Source organism: Clostridium sp. 1001271st1 H5, assembly GCF_005845215.1.
Classification (GTDB): domain Bacteria; phylum Bacillota; class Clostridia; order Lachnospirales; family Lachnospiraceae; genus Enterocloster.
Window position 1 is genome coordinate 1 of sequence record NZ_SPHO01000031.1, and the last position, 18,715, is coordinate 18,715.

At 51.3% G+C, this 18,715-nt stretch carries 20 protein-coding genes; 7 read left to right on the forward strand and 13 right to left on the reverse strand.

Annotated features, from left to right (window positions below; translation table 11 throughout):
* Positions 1-153 precede the first annotated feature (153 nt).
* The 3 genes from rpiB to FGS84_RS27950 all read right to left on the reverse strand — a co-directional run bounded on the left by rpiB (position 154) and on the right by FGS84_RS27950 (position 2,934).
* Positions 154-591, reverse strand: coding sequence for a ribose 5-phosphate isomerase B (gene rpiB / locus FGS84_RS27940; RefSeq protein WP_138311466.1), 438 nt, complete (start codon positions 589-591; stop codon positions 154-156).
* A gap of 85 nt (positions 592-676) precedes the next feature.
* On the reverse strand, positions 677-1,816 hold the full coding sequence (aroC, locus tag FGS84_RS27945) for a chorismate synthase (RefSeq protein ID WP_138311467.1): 1,140 nt from the start codon (positions 1,814-1,816) through the stop codon (positions 677-679).
* A 59-nt stretch (positions 1,817-1,875) separates the two neighbouring features.
* Positions 1,876-2,934, reverse strand: coding sequence for a lactonase family protein (locus FGS84_RS27950; protein ID WP_138311468.1), 1,059 nt, complete (start codon positions 2,932-2,934; stop codon positions 1,876-1,878).
* Between the two features lie 285 nt (positions 2,935-3,219).
* Here FGS84_RS27950 and FGS84_RS27955 point away from each other — a divergent pair, with 285 nt between their 5' ends.
* The 5 genes from FGS84_RS27955 to FGS84_RS27975 are packed head-to-tail and all read left to right on the forward strand — an operon-like array spanning position 3,220 to position 7,635.
* Complete coding sequence (locus tag FGS84_RS27955; RefSeq protein ID WP_138311469.1) at positions 3,220-3,753, forward strand: helix-turn-helix domain-containing protein; 534 nt, start codon at positions 3,220-3,222, stop codon at positions 3,751-3,753.
* 31 nt (positions 3,754-3,784) lie between these two features.
* Entirely contained in the window at positions 3,785-4,861 is a 1,077-nt protein-coding gene (locus FGS84_RS27960; RefSeq protein WP_138311470.1) for an ABC transporter ATP-binding protein, read from the forward strand.
* A complete protein-coding gene (locus tag FGS84_RS27965) occupies positions 4,854-5,693 on the forward strand; it encodes an ABC transporter permease (RefSeq protein WP_138311471.1) in 840 nt (279 codons plus the stop codon). The genes FGS84_RS27960 and FGS84_RS27965 overlap by 8 nt, the downstream gene beginning before the upstream one ends.
* Positions 5,693-6,490: an ABC transporter permease gene (locus FGS84_RS27970; RefSeq protein ID WP_138311472.1), complete on the forward strand. Its 798-nt coding sequence runs from the start codon at positions 5,693-5,695 to the stop codon at positions 6,488-6,490. The genes FGS84_RS27965 and FGS84_RS27970 overlap by 1 nt, the downstream gene beginning before the upstream one ends.
* Before the next feature lie 29 nt (positions 6,491-6,519).
* On the forward strand, positions 6,520-7,635 hold the full coding sequence (locus tag FGS84_RS27975) for an ABC transporter substrate-binding protein (protein WP_138311473.1): 1,116 nt from the start codon (positions 6,520-6,522) through the stop codon (positions 7,633-7,635).
* On the opposite strand, the gene FGS84_RS27980 is transcribed toward FGS84_RS27975, so the two are convergent.
* Positions 7,622-7,855 carry a hypothetical protein gene (locus FGS84_RS27980; RefSeq protein WP_171042729.1) on the reverse strand — a complete coding sequence of 78 codons (234 nt, stop codon included), beginning with the start codon at positions 7,853-7,855 and terminating at the stop codon, positions 7,622-7,624. The genes FGS84_RS27975 and FGS84_RS27980 overlap by 14 nt on opposite strands.
* Positions 7,821-8,003: a FeoB-associated Cys-rich membrane protein gene (locus FGS84_RS27985; protein WP_138311475.1), complete on the reverse strand. Its 183-nt coding sequence runs from the start codon at positions 8,001-8,003 to the stop codon at positions 7,821-7,823. Before FGS84_RS27985 ends, FGS84_RS27980 begins: the two co-directional genes overlap by 35 nt.
* A gap of 222 nt (positions 8,004-8,225) precedes the next feature.
* Here FGS84_RS27985 and FGS84_RS27990 point away from each other — a divergent pair, with 222 nt between their 5' ends.
* Together FGS84_RS27990 and FGS84_RS27995 are read left to right on the forward strand one after the other, a co-directional pair.
* Positions 8,226-8,606: a metal-dependent transcriptional regulator gene (locus FGS84_RS27990; RefSeq protein ID WP_138311476.1), complete on the forward strand. Its 381-nt coding sequence runs from the start codon at positions 8,226-8,228 to the stop codon at positions 8,604-8,606.
* A gap of 10 nt (positions 8,607-8,616) precedes the next feature.
* Entirely contained in the window at positions 8,617-9,186 is a 570-nt protein-coding gene (locus tag FGS84_RS27995; protein ID WP_138311477.1) for a nitroreductase family protein, read from the forward strand.
* Positions 9,187-9,357: 171 nt separating this feature from the next.
* On the opposite strand, the gene FGS84_RS28000 is transcribed toward FGS84_RS27995, so the two are convergent.
* The 8 genes from FGS84_RS28000 to FGS84_RS28035 all read right to left on the reverse strand — a co-directional run bounded on the left by FGS84_RS28000 (position 9,358) and on the right by FGS84_RS28035 (position 18,697).
* Positions 9,358-11,292 (reverse strand): heavy metal translocating P-type ATPase, encoded by a 1,935-nt coding sequence (locus FGS84_RS28000; RefSeq protein WP_138311478.1) that lies wholly within the window; start codon positions 11,290-11,292, stop codon positions 9,358-9,360.
* Between the two features lie 30 nt (positions 11,293-11,322).
* Positions 11,323-11,541, reverse strand: a complete 219-nt coding sequence (locus FGS84_RS28005) for a cation transporter (RefSeq protein WP_138311479.1) — start codon at positions 11,539-11,541, stop codon at positions 11,323-11,325.
* Positions 11,542-11,656: 115 nt separating this feature from the next.
* Complete coding sequence (locus FGS84_RS28010; protein WP_138311480.1) at positions 11,657-12,016, reverse strand: metalloregulator ArsR/SmtB family transcription factor; 360 nt, start codon at positions 12,014-12,016, stop codon at positions 11,657-11,659.
* A 180-nt stretch (positions 12,017-12,196) separates the two neighbouring features.
* The gene (gene aspS / locus FGS84_RS28015; protein ID WP_138311481.1) at positions 12,197-13,996 is read right to left on the reverse strand and encodes an aspartate--tRNA ligase; all 1,800 of its coding nucleotides are present in this window, start codon (positions 13,994-13,996) and stop codon (positions 12,197-12,199) included.
* A 22-nt stretch (positions 13,997-14,018) separates the two neighbouring features.
* Positions 14,019-15,284 carry a histidine--tRNA ligase gene (gene hisS / locus FGS84_RS28020; RefSeq protein ID WP_138311482.1) on the reverse strand — a complete coding sequence of 422 codons (1,266 nt, stop codon included), beginning with the start codon at positions 15,282-15,284 and terminating at the stop codon, positions 14,019-14,021.
* Between the two features lie 85 nt (positions 15,285-15,369).
* Positions 15,370-16,323 (reverse strand): uroporphyrinogen decarboxylase family protein, encoded by a 954-nt coding sequence (locus tag FGS84_RS28025; protein WP_138311483.1) that lies wholly within the window; start codon positions 16,321-16,323, stop codon positions 15,370-15,372.
* A 134-nt stretch (positions 16,324-16,457) separates the two neighbouring features.
* Entirely contained in the window at positions 16,458-17,978 is a 1,521-nt protein-coding gene (hemZ, locus tag FGS84_RS28030) for a coproporphyrinogen dehydrogenase HemZ (RefSeq protein WP_138311484.1), read from the reverse strand.
* A gap of 32 nt (positions 17,979-18,010) precedes the next feature.
* Positions 18,011-18,697, reverse strand: a complete 687-nt coding sequence (locus FGS84_RS28035; RefSeq protein WP_138311485.1) for an MBL fold metallo-hydrolase — start codon at positions 18,695-18,697, stop codon at positions 18,011-18,013.
* Between the last annotated feature and the right edge of the window lie 18 nt (positions 18,698-18,715).

Below are 18,715 nucleotides of genomic sequence, written 5' to 3' on the forward strand. Positions count from 1 at the left end.
AGTAGATACTCTCGTATCTACTTTTTCTTGTAATACCCAAAGTCCAGAAAGAACCCGTACACCTTTGCGGACTCCTTTTTTATTGTCTCTTTGTTTTGGTTAAATTACACGGATTCTCATAAACATTTGCGCGTTTTCCCTTACGCGCCCCTGCTACCCTTCAATATCCATTATCATCTTCACCCGGCGCTCATGCCTTCCCCCCTCAAACTCAGCGTCCAGCCATGCCTCTGTAATCATCTTGGCCAGCTCGCTTCCCACTACCCTGGCGCCAAAGGCAAGTACGTTGGAGTTATTATGCATCCTGGACAGCTTTGCCGTGTAAGGCTCGCTGCACACGCAGGCCCGGATTCCCTTTACCTTGTTGGCTGCCAAGGATATGCCTACGCCGGTGCCGCAGATGGCGATTCCCAGGTCAGCCTGGCCGCCGGCCACAGCCCGTCCTACCTTTTCGCCGTAGACAGGGTAATCGCAGCTCTCAGTGGAATTGGTTCCCAGGTCAATGACTTCGTATCCCTTGCCTTCCACAAACTCCTTGATGATATTCTTAAGCTCAATGGCTGTGTGGTCGTTACCAATTGCAATCTTCATAATTCCTCTTCTCCTTTTATCCATTCTCTATGTCATGGTTTATATTCTAACGTTTATGTTTCTCATATTTCATACATCCGGCCTGTCATACCCGGTCACGGGCAAAAAATTCCTGCACCCGGTCCAGCCTGGATGTCATGGACAGGAGCAGCATGTCGGCTGCTGTCAATGCGGCCATGGCCTCCACCACCACCACGGCCCTGGGCACTATGATGGGGTCGTGGCGGCCCTTTATCTCAACCACTGTCTCCTCGCCCTTCCGGTTCACGGTATGCTGCGGCTGTGCAATGGAGGGGGTGGGCTTAAATGCCGCCCGCATCACGATATCGCTGCCGTCGCTGATTCCTCCCAGGGTGCCTCCGGAGTGGTTGGTCCGCTTTCCAACCCTGCCGTTCAAATGCAGGCTGCCGTCCTTTCCCTCACCGTAAATGCAGAACCCGTCGTTGTTCCCGGAACCGCAGGCCCTGGAAGCGCCAAAACCGTCTCCAATCTCAAATCCCTTGACTGCGCCGATGGACAGCATGGCTTTGGCCAGGTTGGCGTCCAGCTTCTCAAATACAGGCTCTCCCGCCCCTGCAGGCATACCGCGGATGATGCACTCCACCACGCCCCCGCAGGAGTCCTTACGGCCCATCAGCTCCTCCAGCCGTGCCTCTGCCTGTGCTGCCGCCCGGGCATCCGGCATGTACAGCCGGTTATTCCACATCTCTTCCAGGTCAAAGCGCTCCCGGTCAATGCCAATACCGCCTACCTCCCGTGTATAAGCCCTGACCGTGATTCCCAAACTCTCTAAAAGCCTGCAGGCAATGGCTCCAGCCGCCACCCTGGCAATGGTCTCCCTGCCGGATGACCGGCCGCCGCCCCTGTAATCCCTGAAACCATACTTCTGGTCAAAGGTATAATCCGCATGGCCCGGACGGTAAATATCCATAATGTTGCTGTAATCCCGGGAACGCTGGTCTGTGTTGCGCACCTCCAGCGCAATGGGGGTGCCGGTGGTTCTTCCCTCAAACACGCCGGACAGGATTTCCACCTCATCCCCTTCCTGCCTGGCTGTGGTAAACTTGCTCTGGCCGGGCTTGCGGCGGTTCAGATAGAACTGGATATCCCCTTCCTCCAGAGGCAGTCCGGCCGGACACCCGTCCACCACCACACCGATTCCCTTTCCGTGGGATTCCCCCCAGGTTATCACTCTTAAAATCGTTCCCAATGTAGAACCTGCCATATACTGTCTCCTGTCCTCCTGCTTCTGTATCACTGCAGCCTGTCTGACGGCTGGTAAGCTTAATTTCCAATCCTGGCAATGGCGCAGCAGTTTGGTTCATTTACCATGACGCTGCGTCCGCACATAACTATCAGGCCCTTCTCGTAATCCACCTCAAAGAAACTGATGCTGCCGCTGTCATGATTAATGGAGGCAATGTGCTTCTGGTCCGGGAAAATAGCCACGTCCTTCGGATACTCCCCGCTGACAGGCAGGCAGCAAATCATAGTCAGAAGCCCGGACTTCTCATCCCTGCTGTAGATACTTACTGTATTCTCACCTGCATTGGTGCAGTATATGTATTTCTCATCCGGGGACAATCTCATGGCGCAGGCAGCTGTCAGGTTCCCCGGATTCCTGGTGGCCGTGGTGGAAATCGTCTGTATCTTTTCAACTACAGGCGCCCTGTCGCCTGTTTCATATGAATACACGCAGATTACATTCTGCAGCTCATGCATCAGATACAGGAAACGTCCGTCGGAGCTGTAGCGGAAATGTCTTGGAGCTGACTCCAGGTCGCAGTGGATGGCATCCACCTGGAACAGCTTCTTATCCTTGTCGTTAAAGCGGTAGACCTTTACCTGGTCCGTCCCATTGTCCACAGACAGTACATATCTGCCATCCGGCATCCTTCTGGTACAGGTCACATGGGAGCGGAAGTTACGCTCAGCCACGCTGCCGTAGCCCTTGTTGAACACCTCGTCCACAATCTTGCCCACAGAGCCGTCCTTGTTAAGGCTCAGGACCGTGGTCTTGCCGTCGTGGTAGCCTGAGACAAATACATATTTATCTTCCATATCAGTACACAGGTGGCAGCCCCTCATACCGCGGATAGGAGCGCTGTTCAGTCTTGCAAGGCTTCCGTTCTGCAGAATCCGGAAGGATACAACCCCCTCATCCGCGATGGAGTATAACGTCTTTCCATCGCTGGAAGCAATGACATAGGAGGAGTTGTCCACTTCCATCTCACACCTCTCCTTAAATGTCCCGTTTTCCACGTCCACGTCGAACACTGTGATTCCCTTTGCTTTTCCGGTGTAGGAATAAGACCCTACATATGCCATATATTTGCCGCTCATACCTGTCTGTACCTCCCTGATTTACGTCGGTTTCTATTTCAATTTAGACTAAAAACATCATATCATAAAATTGTGAATTTGTTAACTGGAAGTTTGTGAAATTATCCCCCCTGATTCCCCTTAAAACTTATCTGCCAAATCTTTCAAAAAGGTATTGACATACCACTGATTTAATGTATAATGAAAATCGCGCTTGTTTATTATTACTAAACTTTTTGCTTATTTTTATAGTCAGTTAGTATTTGTAAACTTTTTGTTCAGAAAAGCGAGACAGGGAGGAACTCCATGGAAATCGGAACGAAACTAAAGGAACTGCGGGTGTTAAAGGGTCTGACCCAGGAAGAACTGGCTGACCGGGCCGAGCTTTCCAAGGGATTCATTTCCCAGCTGGAACGTGACCTCACGTCTCCGTCCATAGCCACCCTGATGGATATCCTGCAATGCCTGGGCACCACCATCGGCGAATTTTTCAACGAAACACCGGATGAACAGGTAGTATTTGGAAAACAGGATTATTTTGAGAAAATCGATACAGACTTAAATAATGAAATCAAATGGATTATCCCCAATGCCCAGAAGAACGTGATGGAGCCCATCCTCCTCACCCTGAAGGCCGGAGGCTCCACCTATCCTGATAATCCCCATGAAGGGGAGGAATTCGGGTATGTGCTCCAGGGCAGTATATCCATCCACATAGGCAGCAAGACATACAAGGCAAAAAAAGGTGAATCCTTCTACTTCACGCCGGATAAGAAACATTACCTGACAAGTAAAAACGGAGCCCTTCTTCTGTGGGTGAGCTCGCCGCCAAGTTTTTAATCACATTAAGATAAAGGAGAATTTGATTATCATGAGCCAGCCTTTCATAGATTTACAGCACATATCAAAAAGTTTTGACGGTGAGCTGGTCCTGGACGACCTGAATCTTTCTATCAGGGAGAACAGCTTCGTCACCCTGCTGGGCCCCAGCGGCTGCGGCAAGACCACTACCCTGCGTATATTAGGCGGCTTCACCACCCCTGATACAGGAAAGGTAATCTTCGGCGGGCAGGATATCACCATGATTCCTCCCAACAAACGCCAGCTGAATACCGTATTCCAGAAGTATGCACTGTTTCCCCACATGAACATTGCGGAAAACATTGCCTTTGGCTTAAAAATCAAGAACAAACCAAAATCCTATATTGATGACAAAATCAAATACGCCCTGAAATTAGTAAACCTGTCCGGTTACGAGAGGCGCACCGTGGACTCCTTATCCGGCGGCCAGCAGCAGCGTATCGCCATTGCCCGGGCCATTGTAAACGAACCCAGGGTGCTGCTCCTTGACGAGCCCCTTGGCGCCCTGGATTTAAAGCTCCGCCAGGATATGCAGTATGAGCTGATACGCCTTAAAAATGAACTGGGCATTACCTTTATCTATGTGACCCATGACCAGGAGGAGGCCCTGACCATGTCGGACACCATTGTGGTCATGAACCAGGGATACATCCAGCAGATGGGCTCCCCTGAGCAGATTTATAATGAACCTGAAAATGCCTTTGTGGCTGACTTTATCGGAGAGAGCAACATTGTGCCCGGCATCATGATTCGGGACGAGCTGGTAGAAATCTTCGGCGCCCGCTTTGCATGTGTTGATAAGGGTTTTGGCAATAATAAGCCTGTGGATGTGGTTATCCGGCCTGAGGACATAGACCTTGTTAAGCCAGAGGACGGCACCCTCCAGGGCGTTGTGACCCACCTGATTTTCAAGGGCGTCCATTATGAGATGGAAGTAACCACCCCGGACGGTTTCGAGTGGCTGGTGCATTCCACCGATATGTTCCCTGTAGGCCAGCAGGTCGGCATTCATGTGGAGCCATTTGAAATCCAAATCATGAACAAGCCTGCTTCTGAAGATGAGGAGGCGCTGGGAGTCAATGAATAGCGAAAAAAAAGGCGCTGCCATCGGCAAGGCGCTGTTATCAGGTCCCTATCTCATCTGGATGGCCGGCTTTACGCTGATTCCGCTGGCCATGATTATATGGTACGGACTGACTGACAAGGGAGGCGGCCTTACCATGGCCAATGTCATTGCCATTGCCTCTGCGGACCACGCAAAGGCGCTGTGGCTGTCCCTTGGGCTATCCTTGGTAAGTACGGTTCTCTGTCTGCTGTTAGCTTATCCACTGGCCATGATACTCAGGGGCCGCGGAACAGCGGCAGGAGGATTCATTGTCTTTATATTCATCCTGCCCATGTGGATGAACTTCCTCCTGAGGACTCTGGCCTGGCAGACGCTGCTGGAGAAAAACGGTGTCATCAACGGCATCCTGAACTGGCTCCACCTGCCTTCACAGTCCATGATTAACACCCCGTCAGCCATTGTACTGGGCATGGTATATAACTTCCTGCCCTTTATGGTGCTTCCCATTTACAATGTGCTGTCCAAGATAGACGACAATATTATAAATGCCGCCATGGACCTGGGAGCCAACAGCTTTGAACGTTTTACCAGGATATGGTTTCCCTTAAGCATACCGGGCATTATCAGCGGCATTACCATGGTTTTTGTTCCGTCCCTGACCACCTTCGTGATTTCCGATTTGCTGGGCGGCAGCAAGATTCTGCTTATCGGCAATGTAATTGAACAGGAATTTACCAGGGGAAGCAACTGGCATCTGGGAAGCGGACTTTCACTGGTTCTCATGGTCTTCATCCTAATCAGCATGGCCATGATAGCCAAATACGATAAAAACGGAGAGGGGACTGCATTCTGATGACAAAGAGTTCAAAAGTACTGCGCAAAATCGTATCGGATTTTTATATGGTGCTGATACTGATTTTCCTTTATGCCCCCATCCTGACCATGATGGTGCTGTCCTTCAACAAATCCAAATCCAGGACCCAGTGGGGCGGATTTACCCTGCAGTGGTACACCCAGATGTTTGACAGCCGTTCCATCATGAGCGCCCTGACCACCACCTTAATCATAGCCTTTGTATCGGCCCTGGTGGCAACAATCATAGGCACGGCGGCGGCCATCTCCATCAGCTCCATGCGGGCAGTGCCCAGGACCATTGTTATGGGCATTACCAATATACCTATGCTGAACGCTGACATCGTGACTGGTATTTCCCTGATGCTGGCCTTCATTGCCTTTGGTATTTCCCTGGGATTTAAGACGGTTCTTATATCCCATATCACCTTTAATATACCCTATGTCATACTAAGCGTCATGCCCAAGCTAAAGCAGACCGACAAATACACCTATGAGGCAGCCCTGGACCTGGGCGCATCCCCTCTGTATGCATTTTTCAAGGTGGTGTTTCCGGATATTATGCCCGGCGTGCTCTCCGGCTTCCTGCTGGCATTTACCATGTCCTTAGACGACTTCATCATCACCCACTTTACAAAGGGCGCAGGCATCAACACCCTGTCCACCCTGATTTACAGCGAGGTGAGGCGCGGCATCCGGCCGTCCATGTATGCACTGTCATCCATTATATTCCTGACCGTGCTGATTCTTCTCATCTTTGTTAACTTCCGGTCCATCAGGAAACCGGAAAAGGCATAACCGAATTCAGACATTAAAGGAGAACGATTATGAAAAAGAAAATGGCAATCACCCTTGCTGCCGCATCCATGGCAGTCCTGTCCGCCGCCCTCTTAACCGGCTGCGGCAAATCCGAATCCTCCCCCGGGGGCGGAAATAAGGAAGACAACAAGCTGAACGTATACAACTGGGGCGAGTACATTGACGAGGATGTCATCGCCCAGTTTGAGGACGAAACCGGCATCCAGGTGGTCTACGATGTATTTGAGACCAACGAGGAGATGTATCCTGTCATTGAGGCGGGCGCTGTGAAATACGACGTTGTGTGCCCCTCTGACTACATGATTCAGCGCATGATTGAGAATAACCTTCTGGCTGAGCTTAACTTTGACAACATTCCCAATTATAAGGAAATCGGTCAGGAATACCTGGATATCTCCAAGGGTTTTGACCCTGAGAACAAATATTCCGTCCCCTACTGCTGGGGAACCATGGGCATTCTCTATAACACCAAGCGCCTGGAGGAGCTGGGCGTTCCCGCTCCCGCCAAGTGGTCCGACTTATGGGATGAGCGCTTAAGCGGCGAGATTCTCATGCAGAACAGCGTAAGGGATGCCTTTACCGTTGCCCTGAAGATGAAGGGCTACTCCTTAAACAGCACCAATCCCGATGAACTGGCCGAGGCCCGTGATTTGCTGATTGAGCAGAAACCTCTGGTTCAGGCATATGTCATTGACCAGGTAAGGGATAAGATGATTGGCGAAGAAGCGGCTGTGGGCGTGATTTATTCCGGCGAAATGCTCTATATCCAGGATGCCGTGGCAGAACAGGGCCTGGATTACAGCCTGGAATATGTAATTCCGGAGGAAGGAACCAACTACTGGATTGACTCCTGGGTTATCCCGGCCAATGCAGAACACAAGGAAAACGCGGAGAAATGGATTGATTTCCTGTGCCGTCCCGACATCGCCAAAAAGAACTTTGAATATATCACCTACGCCACTCCAAACACAGGGGCCTATGATTTGTTAGACGACGACCTTAAAAATAACAAGGCCCTGTTCCCTGACCTTGACAAGCTGCCTAACTGTGAAATCATCCAGTATCTGGGGGACGATGTGGATACCGTCTACAATGACATGTGGAAGGAAATTAAATCTGAATAAAAGGAATCCTATCATGAAATAATATGAAAAGGAAGTTCTGAACGGAAGGCGTAAACTCCATTCCCTTCCTCCGGAACTTCCTCTTTATATTTATAACCCTAATATACTCTGTCTCAAACTCCTTCTGAGGTCCTGCGGCATCATACCATACAGAATCCGGCACTGCCCCTTGTAAAATCACTGCATCACCCCACATGCTTCCCCTGCTCATGGTTTCCATGGCACACAGAGGAACCTGCGCAGCCTCCGCAGCCGCCGGCACATCCTCCGCATCCCTTACCTGACTTTTTATCCTTTATCATGACACGGACTACCGCCCCTACAATCACAGCCAATATGACCAGAATGATTAACGTTGAAAGATTCATATATATTCTCCTTTCCTCCTGTTTATATCCGGCGCAGGCATGATGCAGGTCCCTTTTCGCTGATTCCCAAGGCGTTATCCTGCTGTTAGTTTCCGGTTCTTTTACAGGTTAGCTTCTTCTAACTTCATTCTCAGATTAGCACTTTCTAACTCTCTTGTCAATCGTTTTTTTATATGTTACACTTAGAACTATCATACTAAATAATTGGGGGTATTTACAGACTTGAAAATACAGGAATCAGCAGAAAATTATCTGGAAACCATACTCATGCTGGCCAGGGAACATCCCTATGTCCGCTCCATCGACATTGCCAATGAACTTGGATTTTCCAAGCCCAGTGTCAGCGTAGCCATGAAGAATCTCCGCCAGAACGGATATGTCCGGATGGACGAACAGGGACATATCACGCTGACGCCTTCCGGGCAGGCCATTGCGGACACCATGTATGAACGCCACACGCTGTTGTCCAACTGGCTGATTTATCTGGGTGTGGACCCCGGAACAGCTGCTGAGGATGCCTGCCGCATGGAACACACTCTGAGCGCTGAAAGCTTTGACGCCATCAAGCGCCACATCACCCACGGCCATGAACTGCCGGATTAGGAGGAAGCCTATGTTAAAAGACCTTGTGAAACAATGCCGCTCTTACAGAAGATTTTATCAGGATACTGCCATTCCATACAGTGAACTGGCTGATATGGTGGACACGGCCCGGCTGGCTGCCTCTGCCTCCAACGCCCAGGCCCTGAAATTCAAAATTCTGTGCACGCCCGGGGAATGCGCTGATATCTTCCCATATATTGCATGGGCAGGCGCCCTAAAGGATTGGGACGGCCCCGCAGAGGGCGAACGGCCCTCAGCCTACATAGTCATTGCCTGCGACCTGACCATCGGTAAGAACAAACAATGGGACGACGGAATCACGGCCCAGACCATCATGCTGGCTGCCGCGGAAAAGGGATATGGCGGCTGTATGATTGGCAGCTGCAAGCGTCCGGAGATAGGCCGGCTGCTGGGACTGAATCCCGAGCATTACAGCATCGACCTGGTACTGGCCCTGGGAAAGCCAAAGGAAGAAGTAATACTTGTGCCTGTAAAGGAAGACGGCTCAACTGTATATTACCGTGATAAAAATCAGGTTCATTACGTTCCCAAACGGAATCTGGAAGATATCCTCCTGTAACAATTCCACTCACCCGCTGCATACCATTCGCCAGAACATTATTCTTCTCTCAGCGTGGCAAACACAGCGGACGCCCTGAGTATGGAATGGGTGAGAGCCGGGGGCACCCGGCTCTCACGTCTGCGGCACCCTGCATGCGTCCGCATCCCCTCTCACCCCAAAATCCATTTATCACAACGACAAAGCCCTCATCGCATTGAGTATTGCAATAACCGACACGCCCACGTCTGCAAATACCGCCTCCCACATATTGGCCACGCCCACAGCACCCATTAAGAGCACCACTGCCTTGACTCCCAATGCAAAGGCAATGTTCTGCTTTACGATGGACATAGTCTTGCGCGATATGCGGACCACATCCGCAATCCTGGCAGGGTTATCATCCATGAGCACAATATCCGCTGCTTCAATGGCTGCATCGGAACCCATGCTGCCCATTGCAATTCCAATGTCCGCCCGGGAGAGAACAGGCGCGTCATTGATACCATCGCCCACAAAGGCCAGCCTGTGTTTTCCCGTCTGCTGAGACAGCAGTTCCTCCACCTTTGCCACCTTATCCCCCGGAAGAAGCTCTGCATGGACCTCATCAAGCCCCAGCCTGGCTGCCACTGCTTCTCCTACCTCTTTCTTATCGCCGGTAAGCATAATGGTCCTTCTGACACCCACCTTCTTAAGATTCCTGATTGCCTCGAAGGACTCTTCCTTAATTGAATCCGATATGACAATATATCCGCAGTACACGCCGTCCAGAGCCACATAGACCACCGTGCCCATGCTGGTGCATTCCTGATACTCTACGTTCATTTCCTTCATCAGCTTGCTGTTGCCCGCCAGTACGGTATGGCCGTCAATTTCCGCCTGCACTCCGTGACCGGATATCTCCTGTGCATTGCTGACGCGGTTCATGTCAATGGTATCTCCCCACGCATCTTTAATAGAACGTGAAATGGGATGGTCTGAATAGCTTTCCGCCAATGCCGCCAGCTCCAGCAGGGAACGTTTTGCCTCATCGGAGGGCTGGCTGGCCGCCCACACCCTGGTACGCGGAACCTCAGACGCCTCCGGAACAGGACTGCCGTCCACCGCATGAATCTCAGTCACCTTGAATTCTCCCTTGGTCAGCGTACCTGTCTTATCAAACACAATGGTGTCCATCTCAGACAGCGCCTCCAGATAATTGCTGCCCTTGATAAGCACACCCTTTTTGGAAGCAGCCCCGATGCCTGAGAAAAAGCTCATGGGCACTGAGATTACCAGGGCGCAGGGGCAGGAAATGACCAGGAAGGTACAGGCCCTTCTGATGCCCTCGGACCAGGTCTGCCCAAAGAACAGGGGAGGAATCACAGCCAGGAGCACGGCTCCCACCACCACTAAGGGGGTATAATATCTGGCAAACCGGGTAATGAAGTTTTCCACCTGCGCCTTTTTGCTGCTGGCATTCTCCACCAGCTCCAGAATCTTTGCCACGGTGGAATCATCAAATTCCTTTGTGACCTGAACCCGCAAAAGGCCGCTTCCATTGACACAGCCGCTGATGATATCGTCCCCCGCTGTTACCTTGCGGGGTACGGACTCACCGGTCAGCGCGGAAGTATCCACCATGGAATCCCCAAACACCACCTTGCCGTCCAGGGGAATTCTCTCCCCTGACTTAACCACAATGATATCGCCCACCTGCACATCGTCCGGGTCCACCTGTTTCAGCTGGCCGTCCTCCTCTATGTTGGCATACTCCGGGCAGATATCCATAAGCTCAGTGATGGACTGCCTGGAGCGGTTCACTGCATAGCTCTGGAACAGTTCGCCCACCTGGTAAAACAGCATGACCGCCACTGCCTCCGAATATTCTCCTACGCCAAAGGCGCCGAAGGTAGCTACTGTCATCAGAAAATTCTCATCAAAAACCTGGCCGTTGCGTATATTGCGGAATGCCTTGTATATAATATCCCATCCAATGAGAACATAGGGAACCAGATACAGGACCAGCTTTCCCCACAACCCAAGCCACTCCGGTAAAATCTCCATGTGGTCTGTCACTGCCAGGGTAATATAAATGATGAAGGATGCTATGATACGGAGCAGCATTGCCTTTTGTTTCTTAGTCATATCAGTTTCCTTTCCAGTCCGGCTGCGCGTTTAAAGCTGGATAATGCAGTCAGGCTCCACCTTTTTGCACGCAGACACTACTTCCTTCATAATTTCATCGAACCTACTGTCATCTGCCTCTATGGTCATCTTCTGGGTCATGAAGCTCACTGTTGCATCAGACACTCCCTCAATTTTCTTGATTGCTTCCTCCATCTTGGCTGCGCAGTTGGCACAATCCAGGTCCTGCAGTTTGAATTTCTTCTTCATTCCTATTCTCCTCCATATCTGTTATTTTATTTATACTCCATTTTCCGCCGGCACCATCTGTAGCTTATGCAAGCCGGAAATACTGGGCCATAATACATGGAACCGCCCTTTTGGCCTATTCCTCTATATGCTCCATACCCTGGTTAATGATGGTCCTCACATGGCTGTCTGCCAGGGAATAGAATACAGCCTTGCCGTCCCTGCGGCTTTTTACCAGCCTGTTCTGCTTCAGGATTCTCAGCTGGTGGGAAATAGCTGACTGGTTCATATTAAGAAGCTGCGCAATGTCACAGACACACATCTCCGCCTCGAAAAGCACATACAATATCTTGATTCTGGTGGAATCCCCAAACACCTTGAATATCTCCGCCAGGTCATACAGTTTATCCTCATCCGGCATCTTATCATTAACCGCCTTTACCACATCCTCATGGACCTGATAAAAATCGCAGCACTCCACATCATTTATTGCCATGGCTGGTACCCTCTCTTTCTTATTATCATCTATTCAAATGAATAAGTGTTCATATGTTTATATCTACATTATATGCCATGATTTTAAAATGTCAACCCCTTTTTAGCAAAAAAAACAAGCCGCCCAATCCCGTATTACACCGGACGGACGGCTTGCTGGCCTTCCAAAAATCACATATACTTATATACCGCTTTCTTCTCCAGAAGCAACCGCAATATGCAGTTCCTCCAGCTGTTTCACATCTACCTGCCCGGGCGCATCGGTCATCAGGCAGGATGCATCCTTCACCTTGGGGAACGCAATGACGTCGCGGATACTGTCAGCTCCCACCATCAGCATTATCACGCGGTCCAGGCCATATGCCAGACCGGCGTGGGGAGGAACCCCGTACTTAAATGCCTCCAGCAGAAAGCCGAACTGCTCATTGGCCCTCTCAGGTGTAAAGCCCAGTACTTCAAACATCTTGGACTGGATATCTGCCTGGTGGATACGGACAGAGCCGCCTCCCAACTCCACGCCGTTCAGGACAATATCATATGCCTTGGCCCGGACACGGCCCGGGTCAGAGTCAATATACTGCAAATCCTCATCCATGGGCATGGTAAATGGATGATGCATGGCCACGTACCGGTCCTCTTCCTCTGAATATTCCAGAAGCGGGAACTCTGTCACCCACAGGAACTTAAAGTCATCCTTCTTAAGCAGCTCCAGCTGTCTGGCCAGCTCCAGGCGCAGGTTGCCCAGGACGTCAAATACCACCTTATTGCGGTCGGCGGCAAACAGCAGCAAATCTCCCGGCTTTCCGTCCATGGCCTGAATCAGGGCAGCCATTTCCTCCTCCTTCATGAACTTTGCAAAGGAGGATTTGAAGGTGCCGTCCTCATTGATTGCCACATAGGCAAGGCCCTTGGCGCCGAATCCCTTGGCATACTCCACCAGGGCGTCTATTTTCTTACGCGGCATATGCCCCTGTCCCTGGGCGTTGATGCCGCGGACACTGCCGCCGTTTTCCAGGGCTCCCTTAAACACTGCAAACCCGCAGCCCCTAACCACATCAGAAACATTCTTAAGCTCCATCCCAAAACGCAGGTCCGGTTTATCAGAGCCAAAACGGTCCATGGCCTCCTGCCAGGTCATACGGGGAATGGGCAGCTGCAAATCAAAATTACAGATTTCCTTAAACAGCTTTTTTAACAGGCGCTCATTGACATCCAGCACATCGTCCACATCCACAAAGGAAAGCTCCATGTCTATCTGTGTGAACTCAGGCTGGCGGTCTGCCCTCAGGTCCTCATCCCTGTAGCAGCGGGCCAGCTGAAAGTAGCGGTCGTAACCGGAACACATGAGCAGCTGTTTGAAAAGCTGCGGTGACTGCGGCAGGGCATAAAAGGAACCGGGATGCACACGGCTGGGTACCAGATAGTCCCTGGCGCCCTCCGGCGTACTCTTAATCAGAGTAGGCGTCTCAATCTCAAGGAATCCCTCAGACGCCAGAAATGCCCTGGTAAGGGTGGCTACCTGGCTCCTAATCATAAGATTTTTCTGGATATCCGGCCTTCTCAAATCCAGGAAACGGTATTTCAGGCGAAGCTCTTCCTTTGTCTTGCTGTTCTCCTCAATGGGGAAGGGAGGTGTCTCGGACTCGGAAAGAATGCGCATGGAGTTGGCCCTTATTTCAATGGCGCCTGTGGCCAGATTGGTATTTACTGCTCCGGAACGGGCCTCTACCCGGCCTGTAACAGCGACCACGAACTCGCTCCTCAGCTTCTCTGCCTTTGCAAAGTCCTCTGCGCCGCAGTCATGTTCCTCAAATATAATCTGAAGGATGCCGGAACGGTCCCGCAAATCCACAAAGATAATGCCTCCCTTATTCCTGCTCTTCTGGACCCATCCCATGACGGTCACTACCTGACCGATTTGGGCAGTGGTCACCTCCGTACATCTATGGGTACGCTTTAACCCAACCATTGATTCTGCCATTGTCTTATCTCCTTTATTTTCCTTAATTCTTCAGGCTTTCCTTATAAAACTCCTTAAACTCCGTGTAGCCTTCCTTGCCCAGCTGTTCCTTCTGGAACTTCTTGTTCTTGTTCATCTGGGCTACCAGGACCTGCACGCCCTTCTTTCTCTCCTCCATGGCCTGGCGGATTACAGATGCCAGCATGGTGCTGTCCACACCCTTTTCAAAGAGAAATGCCTTTCTGGAAGAGGCGCCGGGCACAGTAAAGCCATTGTCCGTCAGAATGGTTACAATGCGCTCAAAGCCTATGGAAAATCCGCAGGCCGGCGTTTCCATTCCCGTGAACTTGCCTATCATCTTATCATACCGGCCGCCGCCTGCCACGGAACCGCCGAAGCCCTCCATGGAAACTTCAAAAATGGTTCCTGTGTAATATGACATGCCTCTGACCAGGGTAGGGTCGAACTCCAGCCCGAAATCAGCCTCAGCCACCTCAGTCACTGTGTCCATGATATGCGCCAGACCCTCGCTTACACTGGCGGGCATTACTTCCGACAGCATCTGTCCCAGGGCTCTTACACCGGCTGCATCCTTTGTAACATTTTTAAGCATGTCCAGATATTTTCCTACGCTCTCCGTGCTGTAGCCGGAATCCAGAAGCTCCTTCTCCACGCCTTCATACCCAATCTTATCCATCTTGTCCAGGGTGATAAATACCTGGTCCATGGACTCCTCAGGGAAACCGCAGTAAAGGGCCATACCCCGCAGAATGCCTCTGTCATTGATGCGGACAGTAAAGCCATTGTCCGGGCAGATTCTTCCCAGGGCCGTGGTGGTAGCCAGAATCAGCTCGATTTCAGCCAGGCTGGTGGCATCTCCCAGAATATCAATATCGCACTGTACAAACTGGCGGAAACGGCCCTTCTGGGGACGGTCCGCACGCCACACGCTTCCCATCTGAAGCGCCTTAAAGGGGCTGGGCAGGCTGGCTGCGTTGTTGGCGTAATAGCGGGAAAGAGGAAGGGTAAGGTCATAGCGCAGGCCGCTGTCCACCAGGTCATTCTCCTCCTTTGCCTCTTCCAGGTTAAACTTGTCCCCTCTTTTCAGTATCTTGAAAATCAGCTTCTCATTGTCCCCGCCCTGTTTGCTGGTCAGATTCTCAATGTGCTCAACGCAGGGTGTCTCTATCTGGGTAAATCCAAAACTTTTATAGGTCTCTCTGATTTGATTCATCACGTACTCACGAATCTGCATCTCGGCAGGCGTGATATCCCTCATGCCGGTGACCGGCTTCTTTGCTAATGCCATACGCGTTCTCCAATCCTGATTTTTGTTCAATATCTTTATTTTAAGCAACTTTTATGATTTTGCAAGTGTTTTCAATGATTTTCCCCTATTTTATGGCTTCCGCCGCAATCCGCATACGCTCATAGGGCACGCCCATGGGAATGGTGCAGTCCGTCCCCAGGATAAAGCCTGTTTCTCCTGCCTCGGATATGACGCGCCGTACCTCCTCACGGATTTCCTCCGGAGTCCCTTCAATCAGCGGTCCCATGTGATTGGACAGGCCGCCCATGATGGCGCAGTCCGTAAACCGCTTTCTGCCCTCTGACAGACTCATCCCCGTCTCATAAATGCCCCAGTTGGCTATGCTGTAAAGGCCCTTATAGCTCTCGTACCGGTCAAAATTCACATCTGTCTTGCACATGTGCAGGATATTGTGGCCCCCTGCTTCCAGACAGGCACTCATTATCTGCTTATCCAGGGGCATGATATACTCGGCAAACTCCTGGTCGGTAAACAAAAACCGCTCCCCTCCCAGCCCTGCATAGAGGATGCCGTCCAGTCCCAGTTCCACAAATTTCCCTGCCAGCAGGCACAGACCGTCAGCAATCCGCTTCATGGCGTCCAGCACAGGCCCCTTATTCTGACGCAAATGGCTGCAGAGCAGCTGCCGCACCGGCATATAACCGTAATCCGGCTCAATGGGATGGATGGTGGAGGCCACAATGCCGTGAAGGGTGCCGATATTAAAGGCATCCCTGTCGCACCGGTCCAGGACGCGCTTGACCAGCTCAATCTCATCCTCCATGAATTTGTCCTTAAGGGTAATGGTCCTGATGCATTTCCAGTCCTCAGGCGTTTTTATGGAACCCATGTTGGGAACCAGGTTCTCGTTCATGATTTTCTGGATATCCGGATTCACCTCGCTGAAAAACTTCAGATGCTCCTCCACGGCTGCCTCCCCAAAGGCCGACTCCCTGGCAAAATGAGTGGTAAAATAACAGGGAACCCTGTCCACCGGCTCATTTCTCATTGCTGCAAATACACGCTCTCTCTTTTTCACAATACCTCTCCTCCCAGACACTTATGATTCACTGAAATAATAAAATCTGCCGGAACCATGTCTCTGTTTACATGACCCCGGCATCATGCGCTGCGGCACCCTGCATATCTGTATGGAACCGCTGCCTAGCAGACTCACTGCGTAAGGATGCGCTCCTTGCGCCCAATCATCTCGTCAATCCTGCTGATATACTGCTCCACTTCCTTTACGTTCTCGCACCGTTCCCTGCGGTTTTCAGAGGGAAATACCACCTTGGTGGTGGTTCCCGCGCCGCAGGCAGCTATGGTCTGCATCTCCTCCATGATAAGGATGTTGTAGATGCAGGCTTTGCCGGGCAGGGAATACCCCACATTCTCAAAATTACCGGCCATGTTTTTCTGGCGGTACAGATAATACGGCTCCATCCCCATCTCACGGGCGCAGGCAGCGCTGAGTTCAATCATCTCCGGCGTGTTCTGAATCTTCAGCCCGCCGTACTCTTCCCTGAACATGTTGAGCCTGGCCGCCCTCTTAATGGCCAGTGAATGGACGGTAAGGGAATCCGGGCCAAGGGCCTTTACCTTGGCCAATGTATGCCGTACATCCTCCAGGTTTTCCTCCGGAAGCCCCATAATCAGGTCCATGTTAATATTGTCAAATCCCATCTCACGGGCCATGTAAAAACGTTCCTTCACCATCTCCACGGTATGGTGGCGTCCGATGATGTCCAGTGTTTTCTGGTTCATGGTCTGGGGATTGATGGAAATACGGGTTATCCCGTGGTTTCTCAGCACCCTGAGCTTGTCCTGGGTAATGCTGTCCGGCCTTCCGGCCTCCACTGTAAATTCCAGTACTCGGCTCAAATCAAACAGCTGCTCCAGCCTGCTTAAGATGGCGTCTATATCCTCCGCCGGAAGGGATGTGGGGGTGCCGCCTCCGATATAAACCGTGTCCAGGGGCCTTCCCTTCATTTTCCCGGCCGTATATTCCAGTTCCTTAAACAGGGCCTCCAGATAAAGTCCGGTGCGCCCCTTCCATTTTCCAATGGGGTAGGAGGTAAAGGAGCAGTAAAGACAGGTGGTGGGGCAGAATGGAATCCCCACATACAGGCTGTAGCCCCTCTCATAATCCAATGGTTCCAGGAGCCGCTTCTCCCTGGCGGCAATCTCAATGCTCAAATCTATCTTTTCATCACTGGCAAGGTAAGTCTCCTTCATAAAGGAGCGTATGTCCTCCTCCTTCCAGCCTTCCTCCAGCCTGGTAAGGGCTATCTTGGTGGGGCGGATGCCGGTAAGGGAACCCCAGGGCATTTCCCTTCCCGTACGCTCCGCCAGCATAAGGTAAAACATCTTCTTTACCACATTCTTGGTGGCGGAGTGGTCTGAAAGGTCAGAGGAACGGGTGCAGGAAGCTGATAGCCCCCATCCGTCCAGCCCTTCCGGCCGGGACGGAGCCGTAACCTGTTCCGGCCCGGCCCCGCCCTCCCGGCAGTTTTCCGGGGATGTGCCGTTCTCCCATATATAAACGGAAACCGTTCCGTCTCCCAGCCGTGTCTCCACATAGAAGTCCGCTCCGTCCTTTACCTCATGGGCATAGGCCTCACCTGGATAAAAGGACATCAGAAGTTCTCTGATGTCCTGTTCGTACTGGTTATCCTGTATTAAAAGTCCAATCATACAAAACCTGCTTTCTATATAAAACCTTCCTTCTATTCCTGTTTGAAGGCATCCGGGCCTTTTACCCGGAGAATGTTGTCTCTTACTGCAAACACGGGATTTCCCTGCTTCTCAAATCCAATGGTAGTGGGGTCCCCATGGCCTGTATACACCATGGTATCATCCGGCAGATTAAAGAGTATGTCCACAATGGAACTGACAATGCGAATCGTATTACCAGTGGGCAGGTCCGTCCGTCCATAGGAGCCGCGGAACAAGGTATCACCTGCAAAGATAATGCCTTCCTCCGGCAGATAGAAGCAGCAGGAGCCTGCGGTGTGTCCCGGTGTGAACAGCACCTTCCATCTGGTCCCCAGAAGTTCCAGCTCCTGCCCGTCATGAAGAAGCACATCCGCATGAAGGCTGGTCTGCGGTCCCCGGAATCCCCCGGTCATATTAAGCTTGGTATCGGCCAGCATATTGTCCTCTGTCTCATATGCGTAGACCTTTACCCGGAATGCCCTGACCACATCCGGCACAGCCATGATATGGTCAAAATGTCCATGGGTCAGCAGCACCGCCGTAAGATTAATCCCCAGCTCACTGCACTTATTCAGTATATAGGGAGCGTTGTCAGCCGGGTCAATGACCACTCCCTCCTTTGTATTCTCATCATAAACCAGGTAGCAGTTGGTACTCACCTGTCCCAGTACACATGTCTTAATCCTGATATCGCTCATATCCTTCCCCTTTCATAT